Annotated in this window: 23 protein-coding genes; 4 read left to right on the forward strand and 19 right to left on the reverse strand. The window is 57.1% G+C overall.

Annotation, left to right across the window (positions count from 1 at the left end):
• Positions 1–7: 7 nt before the first annotated feature.
• The 16 genes from ACTJJ7_RS15510 to ACTJJ7_RS15585 form a co-directional block, all read right to left on the reverse strand.
• Complete coding sequence (locus ACTJJ7_RS15510) at positions 8–1,513, reverse strand: NADH-quinone oxidoreductase subunit M (protein ID WP_440967895.1); 1,506 nt, start codon at positions 1,511–1,513, stop codon at positions 8–10.
• Positions 1,513–3,501 carry an NADH-quinone oxidoreductase subunit L gene (gene nuoL / locus ACTJJ7_RS15515; protein WP_105735480.1) on the reverse strand — a complete coding sequence of 663 codons (1,989 nt, stop codon included), beginning with the start codon at positions 3,499–3,501 and terminating at the stop codon, positions 1,513–1,515. The genes ACTJJ7_RS15510 and nuoL overlap by 1 nt, the downstream gene beginning before the upstream one ends.
• 7 nt (positions 3,502–3,508) lie before the next feature.
• Entirely contained in the window at positions 3,509–3,817 is a 309-nt protein-coding gene (gene nuoK / locus ACTJJ7_RS15520) for an NADH-quinone oxidoreductase subunit NuoK (RefSeq protein WP_091883761.1), read from the reverse strand.
• A 12-nt stretch (positions 3,818–3,829) separates the two neighbouring features.
• Complete coding sequence (locus ACTJJ7_RS15525) at positions 3,830–4,450, reverse strand: NADH-quinone oxidoreductase subunit J (protein WP_440967898.1); 621 nt, start codon at positions 4,448–4,450, stop codon at positions 3,830–3,832.
• A gap of 168 nt (positions 4,451–4,618) precedes the next feature.
• Complete coding sequence (gene nuoI, locus ACTJJ7_RS15530) at positions 4,619–5,110, reverse strand: NADH-quinone oxidoreductase subunit NuoI (RefSeq protein ID WP_105735484.1); 492 nt, start codon at positions 5,108–5,110, stop codon at positions 4,619–4,621.
• Positions 5,111–5,121: 11 nt separating this feature from the next.
• Entirely contained in the window at positions 5,122–6,168 is a 1,047-nt protein-coding gene (gene nuoH, locus ACTJJ7_RS15535; protein ID WP_130269183.1) for an NADH-quinone oxidoreductase subunit NuoH, read from the reverse strand.
• A 17-nt stretch (positions 6,169–6,185) separates the two neighbouring features.
• Positions 6,186–8,267 carry an NADH-quinone oxidoreductase subunit NuoG gene (gene nuoG, locus ACTJJ7_RS15540; RefSeq protein ID WP_440967900.1) on the reverse strand — a complete coding sequence of 694 codons (2,082 nt, stop codon included), beginning with the start codon at positions 8,265–8,267 and terminating at the stop codon, positions 6,186–6,188.
• A 103-nt stretch (positions 8,268–8,370) separates the two neighbouring features.
• Positions 8,371–8,952 (reverse strand): helix-hairpin-helix domain-containing protein, encoded by a 582-nt coding sequence (locus ACTJJ7_RS15545; RefSeq protein ID WP_440967902.1) that lies wholly within the window; start codon positions 8,950–8,952, stop codon positions 8,371–8,373.
• 12 nt (positions 8,953–8,964) lie between these two features.
• The gene (gene nuoF, locus ACTJJ7_RS15550) at positions 8,965–10,269 is read right to left on the reverse strand and encodes an NADH-quinone oxidoreductase subunit NuoF (RefSeq protein WP_105735490.1); all 1,305 of its coding nucleotides are present in this window, start codon (positions 10,267–10,269) and stop codon (positions 8,965–8,967) included.
• Positions 10,270–10,335: 66 nt separating this feature from the next.
• A complete protein-coding gene (gene nuoE / locus ACTJJ7_RS15555) occupies positions 10,336–11,334 on the reverse strand; it encodes an NADH-quinone oxidoreductase subunit NuoE (protein WP_440967904.1) in 999 nt (332 codons plus the stop codon).
• Positions 11,334–12,524: an NADH-quinone oxidoreductase subunit D gene (locus ACTJJ7_RS15560; protein ID WP_105735494.1), complete on the reverse strand. Its 1,191-nt coding sequence runs from the start codon at positions 12,522–12,524 to the stop codon at positions 11,334–11,336. Before ACTJJ7_RS15560 ends, nuoE begins: the two co-directional genes overlap by 1 nt.
• Positions 12,525–12,586: 62 nt before the next feature.
• Positions 12,587–12,964: a four helix bundle protein gene (locus ACTJJ7_RS15565; RefSeq protein WP_130269179.1), complete on the reverse strand. Its 378-nt coding sequence runs from the start codon at positions 12,962–12,964 to the stop codon at positions 12,587–12,589.
• Between the two features lie 38 nt (positions 12,965–13,002).
• Complete coding sequence (locus ACTJJ7_RS15570) at positions 13,003–13,608, reverse strand: NADH-quinone oxidoreductase subunit C (protein WP_130269178.1); 606 nt, start codon at positions 13,606–13,608, stop codon at positions 13,003–13,005.
• 9 nt (positions 13,609–13,617) lie between these two features.
• Positions 13,618–14,199, reverse strand: coding sequence for a NuoB/complex I 20 kDa subunit family protein (locus tag ACTJJ7_RS15575; RefSeq protein ID WP_105735498.1), 582 nt, complete (start codon positions 14,197–14,199; stop codon positions 13,618–13,620).
• Positions 14,190–14,555, reverse strand: a complete 366-nt coding sequence (locus tag ACTJJ7_RS15580; protein WP_091883778.1) for an NADH-quinone oxidoreductase subunit A — start codon at positions 14,553–14,555, stop codon at positions 14,190–14,192. Before ACTJJ7_RS15580 ends, ACTJJ7_RS15575 begins: the two co-directional genes overlap by 10 nt.
• 442 nt (positions 14,556–14,997) lie before the next feature.
• Positions 14,998–16,209, reverse strand: coding sequence for an MFS transporter (locus tag ACTJJ7_RS15585; protein WP_440967907.1), 1,212 nt, complete (start codon positions 16,207–16,209; stop codon positions 14,998–15,000).
• Positions 16,210–17,097: 888 nt separating this feature from the next.
• Here ACTJJ7_RS15585 and ACTJJ7_RS15590 point away from each other — a divergent pair.
• Entirely contained in the window at positions 17,098–17,289 is a 192-nt protein-coding gene (locus ACTJJ7_RS15590) for a hypothetical protein (protein ID WP_130272868.1), read from the forward strand.
• A gap of 39 nt (positions 17,290–17,328) precedes the next feature.
• Positions 17,329–18,612 carry a tyrosine-type recombinase/integrase gene (locus ACTJJ7_RS15595; protein WP_440967909.1) on the forward strand — a complete coding sequence of 428 codons (1,284 nt, stop codon included), beginning with the start codon at positions 17,329–17,331 and terminating at the stop codon, positions 18,610–18,612.
• A 25-nt stretch (positions 18,613–18,637) separates the two neighbouring features.
• Here the strand turns inward: ACTJJ7_RS15595 and ACTJJ7_RS15600 are convergent, their stop codons facing one another.
• Positions 18,638–20,701, reverse strand: coding sequence for an ATP-dependent helicase (locus ACTJJ7_RS15600; protein WP_440967911.1), 2,064 nt, complete (start codon positions 20,699–20,701; stop codon positions 18,638–18,640).
• A 256-nt stretch (positions 20,702–20,957) separates the two neighbouring features.
• Entirely contained in the window at positions 20,958–21,722 is a 765-nt protein-coding gene (locus ACTJJ7_RS15605) for a hypothetical protein (RefSeq protein WP_440967912.1), read from the reverse strand.
• Between the two features lie 49 nt (positions 21,723–21,771).
• Between ACTJJ7_RS15605 and ACTJJ7_RS15610 the strand changes: the two genes are divergently transcribed.
• The gene (locus ACTJJ7_RS15610; protein WP_440967914.1) at positions 21,772–23,067 is read left to right on the forward strand and encodes a glycosyltransferase; all 1,296 of its coding nucleotides are present in this window, start codon (positions 21,772–21,774) and stop codon (positions 23,065–23,067) included.
• Positions 23,068–23,225: 158 nt separating this feature from the next.
• Here the strand turns inward: ACTJJ7_RS15610 and ACTJJ7_RS15615 are convergent, their stop codons facing one another.
• On the reverse strand, positions 23,226–23,438 hold the full coding sequence (locus tag ACTJJ7_RS15615) for a hypothetical protein (protein ID WP_440967916.1): 213 nt from the start codon (positions 23,436–23,438) through the stop codon (positions 23,226–23,228).
• 312 nt (positions 23,439–23,750) lie between these two features.
• Here ACTJJ7_RS15615 and ACTJJ7_RS15620 point away from each other — a divergent pair, with 312 nt between their 5' ends.
• Positions 23,751–24,503 (forward strand): hypothetical protein, encoded by a 753-nt coding sequence (locus ACTJJ7_RS15620; RefSeq protein ID WP_440967917.1) that lies wholly within the window; start codon positions 23,751–23,753, stop codon positions 24,501–24,503.
• Positions 24,504–24,507: the final 4 nt, after the last annotated feature.

Consider the following 24,507-nt stretch of genomic DNA (forward strand, 5'->3'; position numbering starts at 1 on the left):
CTTCCTGCTATTTCAGCGCCAGTGTGGCGGCTGCGGACAGCGCGTTATTGTATTGATTGATAAGGGCGTGCACCGAGCTTGCCGTCGCATCGAAGACAGGCATCGGATAAACACCGTAGAAGATGGTGAGGATCACCAGCGGATAGACCACCAGCTTTTCACGCGGCGACATATCCAGAAGCGACTTCAGGCTTTCCTTGTCCAGCGACCCGAACACGACGCGGCGATAGAGCCACAGCGCGTAGGCGGCCGAGAAAATCACGCCTGATGTTGCAAACAGCGCAACCCAGGTGTTGACGCGGAAGACGCCGAGCAGGGTGAGGAATTCACCGATGAAGCCCGAGGTGCCCGGCAGGCCGACATTGGCCATGGTCAGGACCAGGAAAACCACCGCATATTTCGGCATGTTGTTGACGAGGCCGCCATAGGCAGAGATGTCACGGGTGTGGGTGCGGTCATAGACAACACCGACGCAAAGGAACAGTGCGGCCGAAACCAGACCGTGCGACAGCATCTGGAACAATGCGCCCTGGATGCCCTGCTCGTTGGCGGCAAAAATACCCATGGTCACATAGCCCATGTGCGCCACCGAGGAATAGGCGATCAGCTTCTTGATGTCTTCCTGCATCAGCGCCACCAGCGAGGTGTAGACGATGGCGACAACCGAAAGCGTGTAGATCAAGGGAGCAAAATCAGCTGACGCAACCGGGAACATCGGCAGGGAGAAGCGCAGGAAGCCGTAGCCGCCGAGCTTCAACAGGATGCCGGCCAGAATGGCTGATGCGGCCGTCGGTGCTTCCACGTGCGCATCCGGCAGCCAGGTATGCACCGGCCACATCGGCATCTTCACGGCGAAGGACGCGAAGAAGGCCAGCCACAGCCATGTCTGCATGGAAGCCGGGAACGGATAGGCCAGCAGCGTCGGGATATCGGTCGTACCAGCCTGCCAGTACATGGCCATGATGGCCAGCAGCATCAGCACGGAGCCGAGCAGCGTGTAGAGGAAGAACTTGAAGCTGGCATAGACGCGGCGCTTGCCGCCCCACACGCCGATGATGATGAACATGGGCACCAGCACGGCTTCGAAGAAGACGTAGAACAGCACGATATCCAGCGCGCAGAACACACCGATCATCAGTGTTTCCAGCACGAGGAAGGCAATCATGTATTCCTTGACCCGGTTCTGGATCGCTTCCCAGCTGGCCAGGATGCACAGCGGCATCAGGAATGTCGTCAGGATGACGAACAGCATCGAAATGCCGTCCACGCCCATGTGGTAGGAAATCCCGGAGTCGAGCCAGGCCATCTTTTCCACGAACTGGAAGCCGGCATGGCCCTTCTCGAAATAATACCAGATCGGCAGGGAAAGCAGGAATGTGATGACCGTCGTCCACAGTGCCACGTTGCGGATATTGCGCCGCGCGGATTCACTGTCATCCCGGATCAGAAGGATCAGGAATGCACCGACCAATGGCAGGAAGGTAACAGTCGATAGAATTGGCCAGTCGGTCATCAGAAGTTGCTCCCGAGCATCATCCACGTGACGAGTGCGGCGACCCCAATGAGCATCGCGAACGCATAATGATAGAGGTAACCGGTCTGCAGGCGCACCACGCGGTTGGTGACATCGACGACGCGGGCCGAGATGCCATCCGGACCATGGCCGTCAATCAGCCAGCCATCGCCCTTCTTCCACAGGAACTTGCCAAGGGCTTTGGCCGGACGCACGAACAGGAAGTCGTAGAGTTCGTCAAAATACCACTTGTTGAGCAGGAACTGGTAAAGACCACGATGCTGCTCGGCCAGCCGGACGGGTGTCTGCGGCGAGCGGATGTAGAAGTACCAGGACAGGATGAACCCGGCCAGCATCGCAAGGAACGGCGAGGCAGCAACCAGAGCGGGCACGTGGTGGTGCAGCTCCAGAATCTCGTTTTCCTTGCCGGTGAACAGTGCACCCTTCCAGAACTCGGCATATTCGTGACCGAAGAAGTATTCGCGGAAGATCACACCGGCAAACAGCGCGCCGATGGCAAGGATGAACAGCGGCACCAGCATGACATAAGGCGATTCATGCACGTGATGCATGACGTCGTGCGAGGCACGCGGCTTGCCATGGAACGTCATGAAAATCAGGCGCCATGAATAGAAGCTGGTGAACAGCGCTGCAATCACCAGCAGGATGAAGGCATAGCCTGCCGCCGGGCTGGTCGACGCATAGGCCGATTCGATGATGGCATCCTTGGAGAAGAAGCCGGCGGTACCGATCGCGGTGCCGGGGATGCCGAGACCGGTCAGGGCAACCGTGCCGATGATCATCATCCAGTACGTCTGCGGGATAAGCTTGCGCAGGCCGCCCATGTGACGCATGTCCTGCTCGTCAGAAACCGCGTGAATGACGGAACCGGCGCCAAGGAACAGCAGGGCCTTGAAGAAGGCGTGCGTGAACAGGTGGAAAATGGCGGCGCCATAGGCACCCAGACCAAGCGCCACGAACATGTAGCCGAGCTGCGAGCAGGTCGAATAGGCGATAACGCGCTTGATGTCGTTCTGCACCAGGCCGACCGTGGCGGCAAAGAAGGCAGTCGTCGCGCCGACAAGCGTGACAACGATCAGCGCCGTGTGCGACAGTTCGAAGATCGGCGACAGGCGCGCAACCATGAACACGCCTGCGGTCACCATCGTTGCCGCATGGATCAGCGCGGACACTGGCGTCGGGCCTTCCATGGCGTCAGGCAGCCAGGTGTGCAGCAGGAACTGCGCGGATTTGCCCATCGCGCCCATGAACAGCAGCAGGCAGGCAACCGTGATCGCTTCCTGCTTGCCGAGGGCATAGCCGAGGAAATTCAGGACAACCTTGCCGTCCCCTGCGCCTTCCGCCGGAAGATACTGGGCGGCGGACTGGAACAGCGTATCGAACTGAACCGTATCGAACAGCACGAACAGCGCGAAAATACCGAGAAGGAAGCCGAAATCGCCAACGCGGTTGACGATGAAAGCTTTCATCGCCGCGGCATTGGCCGAAGGCTTCTTGAACCAGAAACCGATGAGCAGGTACGAGGCAAGTCCGACGCCTTCCCAGCCGAAGAACATCTGAACCAGATTGTCGCCGGTCACCAGCATCAGCATGGCGAAGGTGAAGAGCGAGAGATAGGCGAAGAAGCGCGGCCGATGCGGATCGTGATGCATATAGCCGATCGAATAGGTATGGACGAGCGCCGACACCGTGTTGACGACGATCAGCATGACAGCGGTCAGCGTATCGATGCGCAGGGCCCAGTCGAAGCTCAGCGAGCCGGACTCGACCCAGTGCATGACCGGAACCTTGAACGCCTCGCCATGGCCGAGCGCCACGGTCGTGAATGCGATCCATGAGAGAACCGCAACCACGATCATCAGACCGGTGGTGACATACTCGCTCGCCTTCGCGCCGATGGACGAGCCGAACAGACCCGCGATCAGAAAGCCGAGCAGCGGAAGGAAGACAATCGCCAGATACAGCATGCCCCCGTCAACCTTTCATCATGTTGACGTCTTCTACGGCAATCGACCCACGATTGCGGTAGAACACGACGAGAATAGCCAGACCGATGGCAGCCTCAGCGGCCGCTACGGTCAGGACAAACAATGCAAAAACCTGTCCAACCAGATCACCCAGTGCAGCGGAGAACGCCACGAAATTCAGGTTGACCGCGAGCAGGATCAATTCGACCGACATCAGGATGACGATCACGTTCTTACGATTGAGGAAGATACCGAAGATCCCCATCGTGAACAGGAGCGCCGAAACTGTCAGATAATGTGCAATACCGATGACCATCATGCGCTCCTGTCAAATACCCTTGCCCGTTTCGACCTGCTTGACCTCGATGGCCGTTTCAGGCGTGCGTCCGACCTGCTGGGAGATGTTCTGGCGCTTGATGCCTTCCTTGTGGCGAAGCGTCAGCACAATCGCGCCGATCATGGCGACCAGAAGCACGAGACCGGCAATCTGGAAGTAATAGATGTAATCCGTGTAGAGGATGTCGCCGAGCGCCGCCGTATTGGTGCGTATGGCAATATCGGGTGTCGGCTGAACAACCACGCGGCCGATACTTGGCGTGAAGACCGAACCGCCGAGAACGACAATCAGTTCCACAGCCAGGATCATGCCGACGAGCGCGCCGACGGGCGCATATTGCAGCGCGCCGCGCTTCATTTCGGCAAAATCCACATCCAGCATCATCACGACGAAGAGGAAGAGGACGGCCACCGCGCCGACATAGACCACAAGAAGGATCATCGCCAGGAATTCAGCACCCGTCAGCAGGAAGAGCCCCGCCGCGTTGAAGAAGGCGAGGATCAGAAACAGCACGGAGTGCACGGGATTACGCGCCGCAATCACCATGAACGCACTGGCGACGGTGATGAAGGCGAAGAGATAAAAAAACGCCGCCGCAATACCTGTCAGCATGGGTTCCCCCGATTTCCATTCCGGCAGACTGTTCTGCCATTTTAAAAGCGATTCACGGAGTTTCCGCGTATTCGCAGCCTCATAACGCATGTTCCCGGCGGGTAGAAGCACCCTGCCCTAAGACACATGCGCGCACTCGGACGGGACGACGCCCCATCCACTCAATTGTTACCGGTACGGCGCATCCATTGCGATGTTCCGTGCCAGCTCGCGTTCCCAGCGGTCGCCATTGGCGAGCAGCCGGTCCTTGTCATAATAAAGCTCTTCACGGGTTTCCGTGGCGAACTCGAAATTCGGGCCTTCGACGATGGCATCCACCGGGCAGGCTTCCTGGCAGAAGCCGCAATAGATGCACTTCACCATGTCAATGTCATAACGCACCGTGCGGCGCGTTCCATCATTGCGGCGCGGGCCGGCTTCGATAGTGATGGCCTGTGCCGGGCAGATCGCTTCGCAGAGCTTGCAGGCAATGCAGCGTTCTTCGCCGTTGGGATAGCGGCGCAGCGCATGTTCTCCGCGAAAGCGCGGGCTGAGCGGTCCCTTCTCAAAGGGATAGTTCAACGTCGCCTTCGGCGCGAAGAACTGGCGCATCGACAGGAAGAAGGCGCCGACGAACTCCGCCAGCAGGAGCGATTTAGCAGCTTGTGCGAGTTGTGCCATGCTGATTCTCCTTACGGTGTCAGGCCGGTGATTTTAAGAAACGCCGCGGTGGCGATGACCATGAAGAGCGAGATCGGCAGGAACACCTTCCAGCCCAGACGCATCAACTGGTCATAGCGGTAGCGCGGAACGAATGCCTTCACCATGGCGAACATGAAGAAGACGAAGAAAAGCTTGAGCATGAACCAGATGATGCCGGGTACCCAGTTGAGGAACCAGACGTCAACCGGTGGCAGCCAGCCGCCGAGGAACAGGATCGTGGTCAATGCGCACATCAGGGTGATGGCGACATATTCACCGAGGAAGAACAGCAGGAACGCGGTCGACGAATACTCGATCATGTGACCGGCAACGAGTTCCGATTCCGCTTCGACCAGATCGAAAGGCGGGCGGTTGGTCTCGGCCAGCGCCGAGATGAAGAAGATGACGAACATCGGGAACAGGCCGAGCCAATGCCAGTCAAGGAAGGTATTGGGCAGGCCGACCATGGTGCCGAGACCGGTCTTCTGCGACAGAACGATATCCGTGAGGTTTAGCGAACCGACGCAGAGCAGAACGGTGACGATGACGAAACCGATGGAGACTTCATAGGACACCATCTGCGCAGCGGAGCGAAGCGCGCCGAGGAACGGGTACTTCGAGTTCGATGCCCAGCCGGCCATGATGACGCCGTAGACTTCGAGCGAGGAAATGGCGAGCACATAGAGAATGCCGACATTGACATTGGCAATCGCCCAGCCCTCATTAACCGGAATGACCGCCCACGCCGCCATGGCCAGTACCGAGGATACCAGCGGCGCCAGGAGGAAAATGCCCTTGTTGGCGCCGGACGGAATGATCGGTTCCTTGACCACGAACTTCAAAAGGTCGGCAAAGGACTGCAGCAGGCCGAACGGTCCAACGACATTCGGACCGCGGCGCAACTGAACTGCCGCCCAGATCTTGCGATCCGCGTAAAGTAGGTAGGCGATGATCAGCAGCATCACCACAAGCATCAGCACTGATTTTCCGAGGATAATCAGCAGCGGCAGGATGTAGGTTGCGAAAATATCTTCCATATCAGTCTCTTCCCCGCCTACTCGGCCGCCTGCTTGAAGCCGCCCTTGGCCAGCGCGGAACATTCAGCCATGACAGCTGAGGCGCGGGCGATCGGGTTGGTCAAGTAGAAGTCTTGGACCGGCGATGCGAAGGCCGTCTTTTCAACGGTGCCCGACGCATTGGCCAGCTTCTTGATGTCGGCAGCATCACCGGCCTGAATGGCGTCGACGACAGCCAGGTGCGGGTATTCTGCATAAAGTTTTGCACGCAACGCGGCAAGCGAGTCGAATGGCAGCTTTTTGCCGAGCACATCGGACAGTGCGCGCAGGATCGCCCAGTCTTCCTTGGCATTACCAGGCGCAAAGGCGGCGCGGTTGGTCATCTGCACACGGCCTTCGGTGTTGACGAAGGTGCCGGACTTTTCCGTATAGGTCGCGCCTGGCAGGATGACGTCGGCATTGTGCGCGCCCTGATCGCCATGGGTGCCGATATAAACGGTGAAGGCACCGCCCTTGCCGGCCCAGTTCAGTTCGTCAGCGCCGAGCAGGAACAGAACGTCGAGTGCATCCTGCATCTGCGCAACTGTCTTGCCGCCCTCGCCCGGCACGAAACCGATATCAAGCGCGCCGACGCGGCTGGCAGCGGTGTGAATGACGCCGAAACCGTTCCAGTCATCGGCAAGCGCGCCGGTATCCGCTGCAATCTTGGCAGCAAGGCCGAGAACCGCATTGCCATCCGCACGGCTGAGAGCGCCCTGCCCGATGATGATGATCGGCTTCTTGGCCTTCTTCAGCACGCCGTAGAATTTCAGCGAACCATTGGCGAGTTCCGCCAGGGTATCGGCACCGGCACCGAGATATTCGTAGTTGAAGCGCAGGTCGGCCTGTTCGCCGATCAGCGCAATCGGAATGCCGGCAGCGCGCCAGCGCTTGCGCAGGCGGGCATTGAGCAGCGACGCTTCAAAGCGCGGATTGGAACCGATGATCAGTACCGCGTCAGCGTCTTCGATACCGTCAATGCTTGGATTGAAGATATAGGAGGCGCGGCCATTGGCCGTGTTCAGGACCGTTCCGTCTTGACGTCCGTCGATATTGGCGGAGCCGAGCGATGTGACGAGCTGCTTGAGCGCATACATTTCCTCGACGCTGGCGAGATCACCGGCAATCGCGCCGATCCTGTCGCCGGTCGTCTTGGCAACGGCAGCCTTGATCGCCTCGAACGCTTCCGGCCAGCTTGCCGGAACCAGACGGCCATCGCGGCGCACATAGGGGCGGTCGAGGCGCTGGGTGCGCAGGCCATCCCAGATGAAGCGGGTCTTGTCGGAAATCCATTCCTCGTTCACCGCCTCGTTGACGCGCGGAAGCACGCGCATCACTTCGCGGCCGCGGGTATCGACGCGGATAGACGAGCCGACCGCATCCATCACGTCGATGGATTCGGTCTTGGTCAATTCCCACGGACGGGCCTGGAAGGCATAGGGTTTCGATGTCAGCGCACCGACCGGGCAAAGATCGATCACGTTGCCCTGCAGCTCCGATGTCATCGCCTGCTCGAGATAGGTGGTGATTTCGGCATCTTCGCCGCGGCCGATCAGGCCAAGCTCGGAAATGCCAGCCACTTCGGTGGTGAAGCGGACGCAGCGCGTGCAGTGAATGCAGCGCGTCATGACCGTCTTGACGAGCGGTCCGATATATTTGTCTTCAACGGCGCGCTTGTTTTCCTTGTAGCGCGAGGAATCCACGCCAAAGACCATGGCCTGGTCCTGCAGATCACACTCGCCGCCCTGATCGCAGATCGGGCAATCCAGGGGATGGTTGATCAGCAGGAATTCCATCACGCCTTCGCGGGCCTTCTTGACCATCGGCGTGTTGGTGAAAATCTCCGGCGTCTCGCCGTTCGGGCCCGGACGCAGGTCGCGTACGCCCATGGCGCAGGACGCGGCAGGCTTGGGCGGTCCGCCCTTCACTTCAATCAAGCACATGCGGCAATTGCCGGCGATCGACAAACGCTCATGGAAACAGAACCGCGGCACCTCGGCACCCGCCGTTTCCGCAGCCTGCAGAAGCGTGTAGTGATCCGGTACTTCGATTTCCCTACCGTCGACTTTGATCTTTGCCATCGTCTGTCCAACCTCGCGGAACATTCCGCATTTTCATTTGGCATTCCCGCGAAACCGCTGAAATACCTTCAATTGCTCCATGCCGGTCCAAGCCAGCATGGCTTTATTCGGGCTTCACCCCCGCCAAGGCGGCGGATTGTTTGACCCACTCATCCCGCACGATACGCCCGCCGAATTTCAGATGATCATCGACCCAGGCAGTCTCCCGGGGTGACCATGCTGCAATCTGCGCATAGGTGTAGATGCCAAGACCGTTCAAGACCTGCTCCAGCTTCGGACCGACGCCCGAAATCCGCTTCAGGTCATCCGGCAAGCCCGGCTTTGCGATTGCCGCCGGTTTCGACGGACCCGTTGAGACCACCGCCAGCTTGGCTTTTTTGCCAGCAACCGCCTTTGGTGCCGTTTCAGTCGCCTTCTTGCGAATGATCGTCTTCAGCTCAGCAACATCCGGCGCCTGCTTTGCCGCGGGCGCCAGCGGCTTCAGCTTCGTATTGGCGTCAAGCACACCGGCAAGAGCGCCAGCCCACAGACCCCACATCTGGCTGGCGATGCCGAGAGTCAAAACAGACGCCGCCGCCATCGCGCCCATCGGCGGTGTCAGCAGATTGGCAGCCGGAACGATGTGCTTCGGCATCACTGCCGACCAGTCCGCACCCGATCGCTTGTCTGTTTTGGTATCCGGCATATCCCCTCAACCCTATTCCGCTGCAACAAGCACGGGGCTTGCCGCAGAGGCATTGCGTGTAAATTCATCGATACGGCGTTCGATTTCCGGACGGAAATGCCGGATCAGACCTTGTACCGGCCATGCCGCCGCGTCGCCGAGCGCGCAGATGGTGTGGCCTTCGATCTGCTTGGTCACGTCGAGCAGCATGTCGATCTCGCGCTTCTGCGCATTGCCGACCGCCATGCGTTCCATGACGCGCCACATCCAGCCCGTGCCTTCGCGGCATGGCGTGCACTGGCCGCAGCTCTCATGCTTGAAGAAGTAGGACAGGCGGGCAATGGCGCGAACGATATCGGTGGACTTGTCCATGACAATCGCAGCCGCCGTGCCGAAGGACGACTTGACGTTGCGCAGCCCATCGAAATCCATCGGGCAATCGATGATATCAGCAGCCGGAACGACCGGGCAGGATGCACCGCCGGGAATAACCGCCAGGAGATTGTCCCAGCCGCCGCGAACGCCGCCCGCGTGCTTGTCGACCAGTTCGCGGAAGGTGATGCCCATGGCTTCCTCGACCGTGCATGGACGGTTGACGTGGCCGGAGATCATGAACAGCTTGGTGCCGACATTGTTCGGACGGCCGATGCCGGAGAACCAGGCCGCGCCGCGGCGCAGGATGGTCGGGGCAACGGCAACCGATTCAACATTGTTGACGGTCGTCGGGCAGCCATAAAGACCCATATTGGCCGGGAATGGCGGCTTCAGGCGCGGCTGGCCCTTCTTGCCTTCAAGGCTCTCCAGCAAGGCGGTTTCTTCGCCGCAGATATAGGCGCCGGCGCCGTGATGGACATAGATATCGTAGTCCCAGCCGTTCTTGTTGTTCTTGCCGAGCAGCTTGGCGTCATAGCATTCGTCAATGGCGGCCTGCAGCGCTTCACGCTCGCGGATATACTCGCCGCGCACATAGATGTAGCAGGTGTTGGCGCCCATGGCGAAACCGGCGATCAGGCAGCCTTCGATCAGCGTATGCGGATCGTGGCGCATGATATCGCGGTCCTTGCAGGTGCCCGGCTCGGATTCGTCGGCGTTGATGACGAGATAATGCGGGCGTCCATCGCTTTCCTTGGGCATGAAGGACCACTTCAGACCCGTCGGGAAGCCGGCGCCGCCACGGCCGCGCAGGCCGGAGGCTTTCATCTCGTTGATGATCCAGTCACGGCCCTTGGCGATGATCCCTGCAGTGCCATCCCAGCAGCCGCGTGACATCGCACCCTTCAACGACTTGTCGAAAAGGCCGTAAATATTGGTGAAGATGCGGTCTTTGTCAGCGAGCATATCGCACCCGTCCTACTCTCTTCGTCCATTCTCCAGCGAAAACGCACATCGTTTCCGCCAATGATCTTATCTCGGCTTCTTGCCGAAAACCTTTATGTACTCGGCTTCGCCGCCCTTGGCCAAGGCCTTGGCTTGCTTGACCCAGTCGTCACGTTCGATACGGCCCTTGAAGTTGAGGTAACCGTCAACCCATTCGCGCTCGGCCTTTTTCCAGCTGGCGACCTGGGCAAATGTATAGATGCCGAGTTCATGCAGGATACCGGCAATCTTCGGACCGACACCGGAAATCAGTTCGAGATCATCCACGGCGGCAGGCTTTTCGATCGCGGCCGGACGGTTCTTGTCGTCGAGCGATACGGCCTTTGCCGGTGTCTCGTCCTGCTTTACCGCACTGGCGGCCGGAGCAGCAGCGCCATCGGCAGTCTTTGCCGCACGCTTCGGCTTGGCCGCGCCATTGCCTTCGATCAGCGTCGTTGCGCCGCCCTCAGGGGCAGAGAAATAACGGTCGATCTGCGGGCCGGGCGTGATCGTATCGCCCTTGCCGGCTTCGAAAGCATCAATGATTTCCTCGAGGCGTTCGGGCGTCAGATCCTCATAGGTATCCTTGAACACCATGATCATCGGCGCGTTGACGCAGGCGCCGAGGCATTCCACCTCTTCCCACGACAAAGTGCCGGATTCATTGGTGTGGAACGGCTCATGATGGATGCGGTGCTGGCAGACCTTCTTCAGGTCCTCCGCGCCGCGCAGCATGCACGGCGTGGTGCCGCAAACCTGGATGTGGGCACGGGTTCCGACCGGCTTCAGCTGGAACTGCGTGTAGAAGGTCGCCACTTCCAGAACGCGGATCAGCGGCATGTCGAGCATGGCTGCAACATGTTCGATGGCAGCCTTGGTGACCCAGCCATCCTGCTCCTGCGCCCGCATCAGCAGCGGAATGACCGCCGACTGTTCGCGGCCCTTGGGATATTTCTTGATGGTCTGCTTGGCCCAGGCAGTGTTTTCGCGATTGAACGCGAAGGCTGCTGGTTGGACGCTATCTTCTGCAAGACGACGGACGGACATTAGCGATCAACCTCACCAAATACGATATCGAGCGAGCCAAGGACAGCGGAGACGTCGGCCAGCATGTGGCCACGGCACAGGAAGTCCATGGCCTGGAGATGGGCAAAGCCCGGGGCACGCAGCTTCACGCGGTACGGCTTGTTGGAGCCATCGGACACCAGGAACACGCCGAATTCGCCCTTGGGCGCTTCAACCGCGGCGTAAACCTCACCGGCGGGCACGTGATAGCCTTCGGTATACAGCTTGAAGTGATGGATCAGCGCTTCCATCGACCGCTTCATCTCGCCGCGCTTCGGCGGAACGATCTTGGCGGACATGTTGGAGACAGGCCCGACCCGCTCCTTGCCCAGCAGCAGATCCACGCACTGGCGCATGATGCGCACCGACTGGCGCATTTCTTCCATGCGGATGAGATAACGGTCGTAGCAGTCGCCATTCTTGCCGATCGGAACATCGAATTCCATCTCGGAATAGCATTCATAGGGCTGCGACTTGCGTAAGTCCCAGGCAGCACCCGAGCCGCGCACCATGACGCCGGAAAAACCCCATGCCCAGGCATCCTCCAGCGTCACGACGCCGATATCGACGTTGCGCTGCTTGAAAATGCGGTTCGGGGTGATCAGATCGTCAAGATTCTTGACGGTCTGCAGGAACGGATCGCACCACTTGCCGATGTCCTCGATGAGCCTGTCGGGAAGATCCTGATGCACACCGCCGGGACGGAAATAGGCCGCATGCATACGGGCACCGCAAGCGCGCTCGTAGAACACCATCAGCTTTTCGCGCTCTTCGAAGCCCCAGAGCGGCGGCGTCAGGGCACCAACGTCCATGGCCTGCGTGGTCACGTTCAAAAGATGCGAAAGAATACGGCCGATTTCCGAGAACAGCACGCGGATCAGCTGGCCGCGCTTGGGCACCTCAATGCCGAGCAGGCGCTCGACGGCCAACGCATAGGCATGCTCCTGGTTCATCGGCGCCACATAGTCGAGGCGGTCGAGATAGGGCACGGCCTGCAGATAGGTCTTGGCTTCCATCAGCTTCTCGGTGCCGCGATGCAGCAACCCGATATGCGGGTCAACGCGCGCGACCACCTCGCCGTCCAGTTCAAGCACAAGGCGCAAAACGCCGTGCGCCGCAGGATGTTGCGGGCCGAAGTTAATGTTAAAGTTGCGGACGCTGTGTTCAGTCATATTTCGCTCCGCGAAACGTGAGTAGTGAATGGTGAGTAGTCATCATCAACGTCGTACCTAGTTCATTCAGCCAGTTTGCTCTGTACGGTACGGATCAGCGCCCTAAGCATCTTTCCGTTCGCTTCGCACCGCGACAGCAGCTCAATTTCTTCATCCAGACTCAAGAAGCCAACGCGGCGCGATAGCAAGACATGAGTCTCCAGTTCCTTCAACGAGCCTTGCGCTATCCGTAAGAATTGCACAAATGACCCTCTATTCTCTCGTCCATAGCCTTCCGCAATATTTGCGGCAATTGAAACAGCTGCACGACGCATTTGGGCGGTCAGACCGTAGATTTCTTCCTTCGGAAAGCCTTTCGTGGCCTCGTAACAGCATTCAGCGAGACTCATCGCCGACTGCCACACTTTCAAATCCCGATAGGATTCGATCCGTTTATCCAAATGCTCCTGTTCCTACTCACTACAAACGAATTCACTACTCACTGCTTCGCCTTTTCGTCGCCCGGCAGCACATAGTCCGTGCCTTCCCAGGGTGACTGGAAGTCGAAATTGCGGAATTCCTGCCGCAGTTCGACGGGCTCATACACCACGCGCTTGACCTCATCGTCATAGCGGACTTCAACGAAGCCTGTCAGCGGGAAGTCCTTGCGCAGCGGATGGCCGTCAAAACCGTAGTCGGTCAGGATGCGGCGCAGATCCGGATGACCGGAGAACAGCACGCCATAGAGATCGTAGGTCTCGCGCTCATACCAGTCGGCACCGGGATAAACCGGGGTAGCTGATGGCACCGGCGTATCCTCGTCCGTCGCCACCTTGACACGGATGCGCAGATTCTGGCGCGGGGACAGAAGGTGATAGACCACGTCAAAGCGATGCGAACGGTAGGGATAATCCACGCCGCTGATATCGATCAGCGAAATGAACTGGCACTGCACGTCGTCACGCAGAAAGGTCAGCGTATCGATCAGCTTGCCGGCTTCGACTTCAAGATTAAGCTCGCCATAGGCCATCGTTACCGACTGCAGGGCAAGACCGGGCTTTTCCTGCAGGTAACCGGAGAGTTCATTCAATGCTTCTTCAAACATCGCCCTCTCCTATCGCTCGATCGTGCCGGTGCGGCGGATTTTCTTCTGCAGCATCAGAACACCATAGAGCAGCGCTTCGGCCGTGGGCGGGCAGCCCGGCACATAGATATCCACCGGCACGACGCGGTCGCAACCGCGCACGACCGAATAGGAATAGTGATAATAGCCGCCGCCATTGGCGCAGGAACCCATCGAGATGACGTAGCGCGGCTCAGGCATCTGGTCATAGACCTTGCGCAGTGCCGGTGCCATCTTGTTGGTCAGCGTGCCGGCAACGATCATCACGTCGGACTGGCGCGGTGACGCGCGCGGGGCAAAGCCGAACCGCTCGCCGTCATAGCGTGGCATCGAGGTGTGCATCATTTCGACCGCGCAGCAGGCAAGGCCGAAGGTCATCCACATCAGCGAACCGGTGCGCGCCCAGGTGACCAGCGCATCGGCTGACGTGACGAGAAATCCCTTGTCGGCGAGTTCATTGTTGATCTCTCCGAAGAACGCATCATCGGAACCGATCGGCTTGCCCGTGCCCGGGTCAATGATGCCTTTGGGTTTCGGTGCCACGAGGGTGGTTTGGCTAGCGGTCAATCCCATTCCAGCGCTCCCTTTTTCCACTCATAGATAAAGCCGATTGTCAGAACGCCGAGGAAGATCATCATCGACCAGAAACCGAACCAGCCGATCTTGCTGAAGGCCACGGCCCACGGAAAGAGGAAGGCTACTTCCAGATCGAAGATGATGAACAGAATCGAGACAAGATAGAAGCGGACATCAAATTTCATGCGGGCATCATCGAATGCGTTGAAGCCGCACTCATAGGCCGACAATTTTTCCGGGTCTGGCGACTTGTATGCGACCAGAAAAGGCGCAACCAACAGTGCCAAACCGATTACCAGCGCTACCCCAATGAAGATAACGATGGGCAGGTAGGAACTTAAAAGCTCGTTCATGATCCGACTTTTTCCGCCTTGTGAACTCAGGCTGACAAGAATGCCATGTTATGCACATGACTGCCACCAATACGCGACAGACCGCACCAGCTTTGACACCGGTACGATGCGGCGAGGGTTAGCGCGTTAGCGCCATGCGCGCAAGTGCAACAATCGCCCCGATACCACCGGTTTTTTGTCACCATTTCGTGACGCATATCCATAAAAAGCCGCGAAATTCGCAGTTTTAAGCCAGTTTGGCCCGCAAAACACAGCTGAATCACTCTTTAGAATGATATTAATGTGCCTTGCCGGCCTGTTTGTCCGCGACGTGGTTTTCAGAACTGCGACATTCGGTCCTATAAACGATTTAGACCAAAATGCAGATATGCCGCGCGCGTGGAAACAGCACGCGCGCCAGGGCGCGAATGCTGTCGTGCAAAGCCGGGGAAAGAGGGTTTGCCTAAACGCCGGCAAGAGGCTCGAGACTGAGCCTTTCCCCCTCTTCGGTTGGATATCGCTTCTTCTGCGCCCTGCGGTCGAGCAGCAGCGACCAGACCGCCACGCCAAGACCGAGCAAGGCCAGCGCCGACCCCACGAAGGGCAGGTTCTGATAGGACACGCCCCAGGTGAGCGCCGCGCCGCCAACCCAGGCGCCTGCGGCATTGCCGGCATTGAATGCGCCCTGGTTGAGCGTGGCTGCCAGATTGGGCGCTTCGCTCGCCGTTTCAACCACCCGCATCTGCAGCGGCGGAACAATGACGAAGGTCAGCATGCCCCACAGGAACACCACGGCGATCGCCGCCGCTGCCGTGCCGCTGACTTCCGCCAGCAGGGCATGGGTGAACACCACGGTGACCAGCGTGCCGATTACCGTGGGCATCAGCTTCCAGTCGGCAAGCCTGCCGCCGATGACGTTGCCGACGGTCATACCGGCCCCGAACAGCAAGAGGACCCAGGTCACCGCGGCGGTCGACAGGCCGGACACATCGGTGAGGATCGGCTTGATATAGGTGAAGACGGCAAAGAGGCTGCCGGAGGCGAGCGCCGAGATCAGCATGGCAAGCCAGACCTGCAGTTTGCCGAGAACCTTGATCTCGCTGAGAATGCCCCCGCCCTTCTCTTCCTCTTTCGCAGCGGGAACCAGCAGCGCGATGGCGATGACTGCAGCAACGCCGATGGCGACAACCGCATAGAAGGTCGAGCGCCAGCCATAGAGTTCGCCAAGCGCTGTCCCTGCGGGAACACCGAGAATGTTGGCGAGGGTCAGGCCTGCGAACATCAGCGCGATGGCGCTGGCGCGCTTGTGGCGCGGCACGAGGCTGGCGGCCACCACCGACCCTATACCGAAGAAGGCGCCATGGCCGAAAGCCGTGACCACGCGGGCGATCATCAGCATCCAGTAATTGGGGGCGATGGCACAGAACAGATTGCCGACGACGAAAAGCATGGCCAGGCCGATGAGCACGGGCTTGCGCGGCAGAGATGCCGTGGCAATGGCGATGATGGGCGCACCGATGACGACGCCAAGCGCATAGCCGGTCACCAGCAGGCCCGCATGCGGAATGGTGACACGCAGGTCGGCCGCCACTTCCGGCAAGAGGCCCATGATCACGAATTCGGTTGTGCCGATGCAGAAGGAGGCAATGGCAAGGGCGAGAATCGGCAAGGGCATGGGCGGCAACCGTCGGAGCTGGAGTAAGGAATCATGCTGCCTAGTCCACAAAGGTTTCACAACTGATTTTTGTGCAACGCAGCAATGCATTTATGCGGGGCGATTCGTCTTCGTGGCGAATCGTATCCACGGGTTGAAAAACAACAAAAAGGATTCGCCGCCGCTATCCCGGCGAAAAACAGGCCGAACGCATTTTACTAAGCCGCATCAGAAACCGGCAGGAGCCAGACGCGCGAACCGGATAGCAGAAGGCAGTGGACTACGGAAACATTCGGGAGAGAAGAGATGCAAGCGTGCGGGGCACCACTTTCCACAATATCAAGCATTTACATCAATTGCTTGAGAGGGAAAGTGGCGCGAGTGACGGGGCTCGAACCCGCGACCTCCGGCGTGACAGGCCGATCGAATGATTTTTAGAATCAATCGGTGTTTCAAATCCATTTATGCTGGATCAAGCGGCAAAACCACGCAAAGTTGAAACCATTTCGCGTAGCATCACTCTTTATATATAGGGGCGTCTACGGGAGGCATTTTGGGTGGCTAAACCGCTCCCAATCCCGGTATCTCGCAGCGCACTGCCCAAAAAGTGATTCGGGCGACCGCTCCCATTCTCCGCCGACGCTTGGTTCATGGGGAATGTTTGCAAGTCAAAATCCTGCAGCGAGGTTCATCTCGGGCAATTAGAGTTTTGACTTCCTGGACCTTGATCTGGGTCACTGCCGGCTTCATGCCTACCTATGCGTGTCTGGTTCACGTACCGAGGGTGCTGTCAGTCAGCAACAGTCTGATTCGGTATCACCCTCGCCAATGAGACCGATTTTCTGCGCGAACTTATCCACCTGATACAGAACTGCGCAATAATCCCTCCGGCAACTAGTGGAGGACCGCATGATTACGTTTCAGACCGTCTTTGTCACCACTCTTTCTCTCACCGCAACGAGCGGAATAACAGCAGTATGCATCGCGCTCTTTGGCGACACACGTCGAAACGAGGGCCAGCGAATCGTTGTCGAGAAGTTTGCCCAAATCGCGTTGTTCGGCGCCGTGACAGTGGCGTCCCTGCTCGTCGTTTCCGTTTGATGAACACCCGCATTTTTCACCCGCGTCTTGGAGTGCAACATGGGACATGAAAACGCCTTTGGATTTGACCTCTCTGACGATACGGCGCGAGCAACACTACCGCCGCGCGGAGCACCTTATTGGCAGGTTACTGAGTATTGCCGGGCCATCGGGTTTCAACACTATCCATCGGGCCGGTGCTTTTGGCTGGGTCGTGTGCGTCGTAAGGATGGAAGCTATAGGCAGTATCGACTGGGTCCCGTCAAAACGGATCGCAATGAGATCGGTATGTCTTTCCCTGAAGCACTACAAATGGCTCAAGAATGGTTCTCTGAAGTACGCATCCGCCTGGCCACCAGCGACTCCTTCCCTATCGGCAGTAAAGAAGAACTCAATATCTGCCCTATTGGCCCAATATTCACGCTAGGCCACGCCCTGCATGATTACATCGAGTGGAAACGACTGGCGGCAGCTCGATCGCATTTCCTGACGCTCATTTCACTTGTGAACCACCACCTTGTTCCCACCCTGGCGAGCATCCCCGCGCACCAGTTCAACGGCGATTTGGTGAGGAACTTTGTCCGGGATGTCCTTGAGACGCCTCCCCGATATTCGAGGAGCAAATCGGCACCAAAACGCCCGATCAGCAACATGACCGACGAAGAGCTACGCAAGCGGAAAAAAACCGTAAATACCTTGCTCAGCATTCTCAGGGTCGCCGTGTTAATGGCCTGGGAAAACGGCAAGATCGAGTCTGAGCGCGCCTGGCGCTGTATCCGTCGTCTGCCACTGATCGAACGCCCTCGAATTTTGCATCTTAACCGGGATGAATGTCGCAAATTGATTGATCATTGCGACCCCTCCCTACGCCAATTGGTTCTAGGGGGGCTCTATACGGGCTGCCGAATTACCGAACTGATACGCATGAGAGTATGCGATGTTGGGCGCGATGGTCCGGGTGTGTTTGTGACCCCTGTGAAGTGCTATAGGGAACGGTTTGTATTCTTGCCCAACGAGGGACTTAGCTTCTTCCAAAACCTGACTGTCGGGAAATTATCAGACGATCTCATATTCTTGAAGGCAAATGGGCGCCCCTGGTACCGGTGTGACTACAAATACGTTTTCAAGAAGGCGGTCATTGCAGCGGGGCTGTCACACGCGTTTTGCTTCCACGGATTGCGGCACACCTATGCAAGCCAACTGGTAGCGGCGGGCACGCCGCTCCTCGTCATTTCTGAACAGCTTGGACATAGGAATGCGGCCACCGTGATACGCACATATGGACACATGGCACCGCAGGCACGTTTGTCTGAGGTGCGCAGCCGGTTCGAAGCCCTTACCTAGAAAGCTGATCCAAATCATGGATTGGTTATCCCCACATGCCGCGCATGCGGGCTGCAATGTCGACGCGCACATTGCGTGCTTCGGCCTGCCTTGCACTCTCCTGGCGCACCTTCGGCCAGGTCATGCATTCAAAATACTGCAGAAGCGTTGCCGGGATGAACCGCGTCCGCGATGCGTAGACATGCCGGTCGCCTTGAGCATTCTGACCGTGCGTAAAAGAACGCTGCGGCAGTACCAGGTGCAGATCATCCTTGGCGCGCGTCATGGCAACATAGAGCAGGCGTCGCTCCTCTTCGAGCTCCGGTCTTGATCCGGCACCAAGATCGGACGGCATGCAGCCATCAACGACGTTGAGCACGTAGACAGATTTCCATTCCTGCCCCTTGGCGGAGTGAATGGTAGAAAGGATGAGATAATCCTCGTCCAGTAACGGAACGCCGGATTGATCACTGGTGGCATCGGGCGGATCGAGTGTCAGTTCGGTCAGGAAGCGCTCGCGCGATGGATAACCTGCAGCAATCTGCTGGAGCTGCACAAGATCGGCCTGGCGTGTTGAAGCGTCTTCATGCAGGCGATCAAGGTGCGGCTCATACCAGGTACGGATCTGTTCAAGCTCTGCCGGCCAGCCGCCTTTGCGCAGATGAACGTCCTGCAGCATGTGAACAAGGCCCGCCCACTCAGAACCCGCACGGGCGGGCGCCGGAATAGCGCTCAAAGCAGCCAAGGGATCGGCATGCACCGTCATCTGGTCAAGGACGCTTTGAGCGGAAGCGGGACCAACACCGGGCAATAATTGCATCAGCCGGAAACCGGCAACGCGATCCCGTGGGTTCTGCACAAATCGCAGGGCGGCGAGCAGGTCTTTGACGTGGCTGCTGTCGAGGAATTTCAATCCACCGAATTTCACGAACGGAATGTTGCGCCGGGTCAATTCCACTTCCAGTGCGCCGCTGTGACTTGATGTGCGGAACAATACGGCCTGGTGTTTGAGCAGTGAGCCTGCCTCGCGGTTCTCGAGCACCTGTTCAACGATGTAACGCGCCTGCTCGCTTTCGTCGCGCACCGTGACGAGCCGCGGCCGGTCCACCGACTGGCGTTCTGTCCAGAGGTTTTTGGTGAAGCGTTCCGATGCCAGATCGATGACGGCATTTGCTGCGGTGAGAATGGGCTGTGTCGATCGATAATTGCGATCAAGGGTAATGACATCGGCCGCCGGCGAAAACGACGCCGGAAAGTCCAGAATGTTGCGCACCGTGGCCGAGCGAAACGAATAGATGGACTGAGCATCGTCGCCAACGACAGTCAGCCCTCGCCCCTCCGGTTTCAGAGCCAGCAGGATCGACGATTGCAGCCGGTTTGTGTCCTGGTATTCATCGACCATCACATGATCGAACCGCGATCCAATGTCTTCCGCCAGGAGTGGATCGCTGACGGTCTGACACCAATAGAGCAGCAGGTCATCGTAATCGAGAATGTTCTGGGCCTGCTTGGCTTCAACATAGCCTGCGAATAGCTGACGGAGCTGCGGTCCCCACATGGCACACCATGGGAAATGGTCCTTCAGGACTTCCTCCAGCGGGCGTTCTGAATTGATGGTTCTGGAGTAGATGGAGAGACAGGTTCCCTTGGTTGGAAAACGGTTCTCCATCTTGGAGAAACCGAGTTCATGGCGAACAAGGTTCATCAGGTCGGCGGAGTCTTCCCGGTCATGAATGGTAAAGTTTCTGTCGAGCGATATCTGATCACAATATTCCCGCAGGAGCCGCGCGCCGATGCCATGAAACGTGCCGGACCATTCAAGAGCGTCGCTGTAGGCTGCGCCCTTTGATCCCAGTACCTGATTGCAAATGCGCTCGACCCGCCGCGCCATCTCGGCCGCAGCACGTCTGGAAAATGTCATCAGCAGGATGCGGCGAGGATCGGTTCCATTGACAATCAGATGTGCAACGCGGTGGGCAAGCGTATTGGTCTTGCCCGACCCGGCCCCGGCGATGATCAGCAACGGGCCAGCGGCTGTTGTTTGGGCCCCCACACCATATTCAACAGCACTTCGCTGTGCCGCATTCAGTTTATCCAGATAGGTCGCCATACAATCTCCGTGCAGACGAACCCGGCGGGGAATCGTCTAGAACAGAGCAGGAACGCACCAGCATTCAATGTCAACAGGAAAGAGATCAACGGATGTCTTGACTCTTCCGCCCAATGAGAACATTTGTAGAACAGAACGCTGCGGCGACGTTCATTGCACAATTTAAATCTGAACAACCCCAACTGTCTCGCGTGATGGGAAGCGGACAGGCTTTGTCTCTGGAAGGGAAATCGGCCGATTAATGCCCTTTGCAAAATTAATTCTCGAGTGTGAATTCTCCATTGGCGGTATTTTCGAGCATCTTGGAAACGACAGGCAAAAAATGGCCATCATAGGTCAAGCAGGATTCATAAATACCCGCCGCAACTCTTTCACGTCCGATTTCCTCCCACTCGGGATTTTTCGGTGTGTGCCAATCCGTGACTTGAGAAATCAGCACTTCCCTGTCCATTGCTGCGGGATACTGTTTCAAAATAGAGCGCGCCTCATCAAGCAGTGGAAGATAACGCGCCACCGCCGCCAATTTTCGCATGCGGGCTTCCCCATCCAAAACCAGTTCACAGACACGATCGCCTTTTGCTCCGGCTGTCGCGGCGGAAAAGAGGAGTTCGGCCGGTTTGCCGCGCGCGGACAATCGCTTTTGCAGGATCGCGCCCATGGCCGATGCCAGGTCGTGGATTGGATTGTATCCATCACGTGCATCCGCAACTATTCTGTAAGAATGATGCTCTCCAATATCAGCCTCAATTGACGCGATCACCGCCGCGAAAAACCCGTGATCATGACGTGCCAGCGCTTCGTACCAAAGCCTGTCCGAAATATCGCCAAATATCGCGCCTGCAACGGATCCGGTCTTTTCGATGATTTCCCGGGAATAATGCGTTCGGGACTGATCCTTGCTTCCAGATCCGTCTGTCAGAAAGAAAACAAGGGGCTTGTTCAATTCCACCCAATGGTGAATGCGCAGCTCATGCCCAGGATGCGCCAAAAGAAGAATACTTAGTGTTTGTCTATTTTGCATTGGTGAAATAGACCATATCTTCGCAATAAAAGCATCGGAGAAATATAAAATGCGCGTTCTTATTACAAACTTTGTTTTTGGAACGCGATCCGGATCCGAAAATGTCGCTGAACTATTAGCTGATGCACTTCGTGTTGCTGGTCACCATGTCATGATTTTTGCCCCGACATTAATCGACGATGCACATTGGATGATTCACACGGGACACCTAGTCTATAATGACATAAATCAAATACCCTATCGGCCTGATGTTATTCATGCCCATCATGTGTCCCCATGCTTTATTGCCATGGCGCGCTTTCCCGACGTGCCAGTTGTGTATACGTGCCACAGTTCGACGTTTGAACTAGAAGCTCCTATGTTGCACCCGCAGATCAGGCACTATGTCGCCGTAGACGAAGCTTGTAGAGATAAATGCCTGTCCAGAGGCATCCCCGCCGATCGCTTGACCATCGTACCCAATGCTGTCGACGCTCGGCGCTTTATCTCTAGACCCTTACTACCAGATCGTCCCGGACGAGCACTCTTGCTTACAAAATTGAGCGGCGTCGCGGAACCGGTGCGGGGCGCTTGTGCGGAAAAGGGTATTATTCTCGACGAGCTCGGACGGGGCACGAGTAGGTTTTCCCATGAACTTGAACGGGAGTTACCCAAGTATGATCTGGTCTTTGCAACGGCCCGTATGGCGCTGGAAGCTGCTTTCGTTGGATGCGCTGTCATTGTATGCGACGCTAGGGGTTTTGCCGGACTACTCACGTTTCACAACGTTGCGTCCTGGCGCAAGAATAATTTTGGTGTGCGGTTACTGATTTATCCGACAACGGTAAGCCTCTTGCTAGAAGCCATTGAACACTATGACGCAAAGGATGCAGCAAAAGTAACCAATTATTTACATCAACATTCGCCGGCAGATAAGTACGCCTCCAAATATGAAAAACTCTATCGTTCCGCTATTATGGCGGGATCACCAGACATATCAGCGCTTAGCGCGGCCACCGGTCAATGGGCGCAAGAGCTGGTTGTAACGGCAGAGAAACGGCTGTGGTTTCGCATCGCTTCTGAAATGCGTTGGATGCCCGAAGCCAAAACAATAGTGCAAATATTAGACCAATCGAAATCAGAAATTCTTAGCGAGCTACATTCTGTGGCTGAGCGTCAAGTGTCTAATGCGGTTTCTGTCGAAGCACAGGCTGAATCGTTGAGAACAAGAATCGACAAACTCGATCATCAAATTTCGACGTCAATGAATATCCTAATGAGTTTGAGGGCCATGTACCAAGCACTTGTACCCTCCCCATTAAGGCGGCTGGGGGCGCTTTTGCGGGCAAGGTCAGCGGTGAAATAAATCCCGGTTCCCCAGGTAATGAAACACACTTACGAAGTTAGCGAGCAGCAATAAGCCAGACGGCCGCTCCAGATCCTGAAACAAAGCAGACCGGCATCAACGCCCCATAGCCCATTTGTGCCATTTATCAAGGTCGGCGACAGGCTCCTCAACGGCTTTCAACTGACTATCGATCCCGTCAATTCTCCACTGTGTTGCGTGATTTGCTCGTCCTCTTTCTCTGTCCAGAGCGGATAATTATTGACGAATCCGATTCTGCGGATCAGATCACGCATACGGATTGCTTTAAATGCTTGCGCCGAATGATACTGAAGAGACATCTCAACACTGTTGGACGGATCACGGCTGTTGGCAAAGGCGATTTGTGACAATCCCTGCTATCCACAGGGCGAGGACGCCGCCCTTGAAGGAGAATTCCGAATGCAAATCTCAGACTTCAGCATCGGCACTGGGTCCACTCTGTCGGGGAAAACCTATCCGTGCACTGATGTTGTGAATGAGTTTCCGCGCGCCTGAAGATATTTTCTAACACTATTGCCATTTGCAATCATTCGCTTGCTTGGCAAACAGCAGGCAACTATTGCTCGCTACAAATTCAATTTGGGGCTGCGCCTATATTTGGGTGGCTACCTCATCCAAAATAATTCAGGCGCGCGAGTTCCGTTGCAGTGAGGGCAGTCCCATTGTTTAGCAAAGATTTTCGCTTGTTGATGTCAGTATCTGCGCTGTTGTTGTGCATCAACGGCATAGCGGTAGCCCAGCCATTTCCCTGCAAGGCATCCCCAGACAGGTCATCGGACGCATATGCCAGCATCTTCAATATGGACCCGGCCTATCCTGTTAAATTCCGGCTGAAGGATGGGCAGTCCTTCTCCATTCCATACGCTTTTGGTCCAAGTGTTCCCTCGGAACGCGTTGATTGTTATCCACAAAGGGAGGGCTTTAGATTTTCCTTCTGGATGCCCGACCTGCGCGCACCTAAGTCTGACCCATTTGGGTTAGCCAATTATCGCCCAGTAGAATCGGGCCAGTCGGACCCTGACAAGAATCATTATCTGGTTCTTCCCCGATTGGCTGAGAGAAAGACTGATACAGACACAGATTTGCCATCGCGGCGGTTTGCAGGCAAAATCAAGGACCTGAAATATCGCTTCTTTCTACAGCCGAAATACGACGGACTACTGCAGTTAGTTGACCCCAACGGCTATCCAACGCCTGCTATTCCCTCTGAGCAGTATTATCGTTTCAACGACCCACAGGTGGAAATTCAACTGGATTGTTTACCGACCGTTGGTAATCCATCTTGCCAGTTTGATATTTATTACAGCGATCTCCAGTTGCAGGTGAACGGTATGTTCCCGTATGACGCCCTGCCGCAATGGCGTGAAATCAGCCAGGGGATGCATACGTTGATCCAACGCTGGACTGTCAAATAGAGCA

The organism is Phyllobacterium sp. 22229, assembly GCF_052056495.1.
Lineage (GTDB): Bacteria > Pseudomonadota > Alphaproteobacteria > Rhizobiales > Rhizobiaceae > Phyllobacterium > Phyllobacterium myrsinacearum.

Coding starts and splice junctions, on each gene's coding strand:
- ACTJJ7_RS15600 (WP_440967911.1), bottom strand. CDS start 20,701: ATGGCGACCTATCTGGATAAACTGAATGCGGCACAGCGAAGTGCTGTT.
- nuoF (WP_105735490.1), bottom strand. CDS start 10,269: ATGCTCGCTGACAAAGACCGCATCTTCACCAATATTTACGGCCTTTTC.
- ACTJJ7_RS15560 (WP_105735494.1), bottom strand. CDS start 12,524: ATGACTGAACACAGCGTCCGCAACTTTAACATTAACTTCGGCCCGCAA.
- ACTJJ7_RS15595 (WP_440967909.1), top strand. CDS start 17,329: ATGGGACATGAAAACGCCTTTGGATTTGACCTCTCTGACGATACGGCG.
- ACTJJ7_RS15525 (WP_440967898.1), bottom strand. CDS start 4,450: ATGCTGACAGGTATTGCGGCGGCGTTTTTTTATCTCTTCGCCTTCATC.
- ACTJJ7_RS15510 (WP_440967895.1), bottom strand. CDS start 1,513: ATGACCGACTGGCCAATTCTATCGACTGTTACCTTCCTGCCATTGGTC.
- ACTJJ7_RS15585 (WP_440967907.1), bottom strand. CDS start 16,209: ATGCCCTTGCCGATTCTCGCCCTTGCCATTGCCTCCTTCTGCATCGGC.
- ACTJJ7_RS15605 (WP_440967912.1), bottom strand. CDS start 21,722: ATGCAAAATAGACAAACACTAAGTATTCTTCTTTTGGCGCATCCTGGG.
- nuoG (WP_440967900.1), bottom strand. CDS start 8,267: ATGGCAAAGATCAAAGTCGACGGTAGGGAAATCGAAGTACCGGATCAC.
- ACTJJ7_RS15570 (WP_130269178.1), bottom strand. CDS start 13,608: ATGTTTGAAGAAGCATTGAATGAACTCTCCGGTTACCTGCAGGAAAAG.
- ACTJJ7_RS15575 (WP_105735498.1), bottom strand. CDS start 14,199: ATGGGATTGACCGCTAGCCAAACCACCCTCGTGGCACCGAAACCCAAA.
- ACTJJ7_RS15590 (WP_130272868.1), top strand. CDS start 17,098: ATGATTACGTTTCAGACCGTCTTTGTCACCACTCTTTCTCTCACCGCA.
- ACTJJ7_RS15545 (WP_440967902.1), bottom strand. CDS start 8,952: ATGCCGGATACCAAAACAGACAAGCGATCGGGTGCGGACTGGTCGGCA.
- nuoE (WP_440967904.1), bottom strand. CDS start 11,334: ATGTCCGTCCGTCGTCTTGCAGAAGATAGCGTCCAACCAGCAGCCTTC.
- nuoH (WP_130269183.1), bottom strand. CDS start 6,168: ATGGAAGATATTTTCGCAACCTACATCCTGCCGCTGCTGATTATCCTC.
- ACTJJ7_RS15610 (WP_440967914.1), top strand. CDS start 21,772: ATGCGCGTTCTTATTACAAACTTTGTTTTTGGAACGCGATCCGGATCC.
- ACTJJ7_RS15580 (WP_091883778.1), bottom strand. CDS start 14,555: ATGAACGAGCTTTTAAGTTCCTACCTGCCCATCGTTATCTTCATTGGG.
- nuoK (WP_091883761.1), bottom strand. CDS start 3,817: ATGGTCATCGGTATTGCACATTATCTGACAGTTTCGGCGCTCCTGTTC.
- nuoL (WP_105735480.1), bottom strand. CDS start 3,501: ATGCTGTATCTGGCGATTGTCTTCCTTCCGCTGCTCGGCTTTCTGATC.
- nuoI (WP_105735484.1), bottom strand. CDS start 5,110: ATGGCACAACTCGCACAAGCTGCTAAATCGCTCCTGCTGGCGGAGTTC.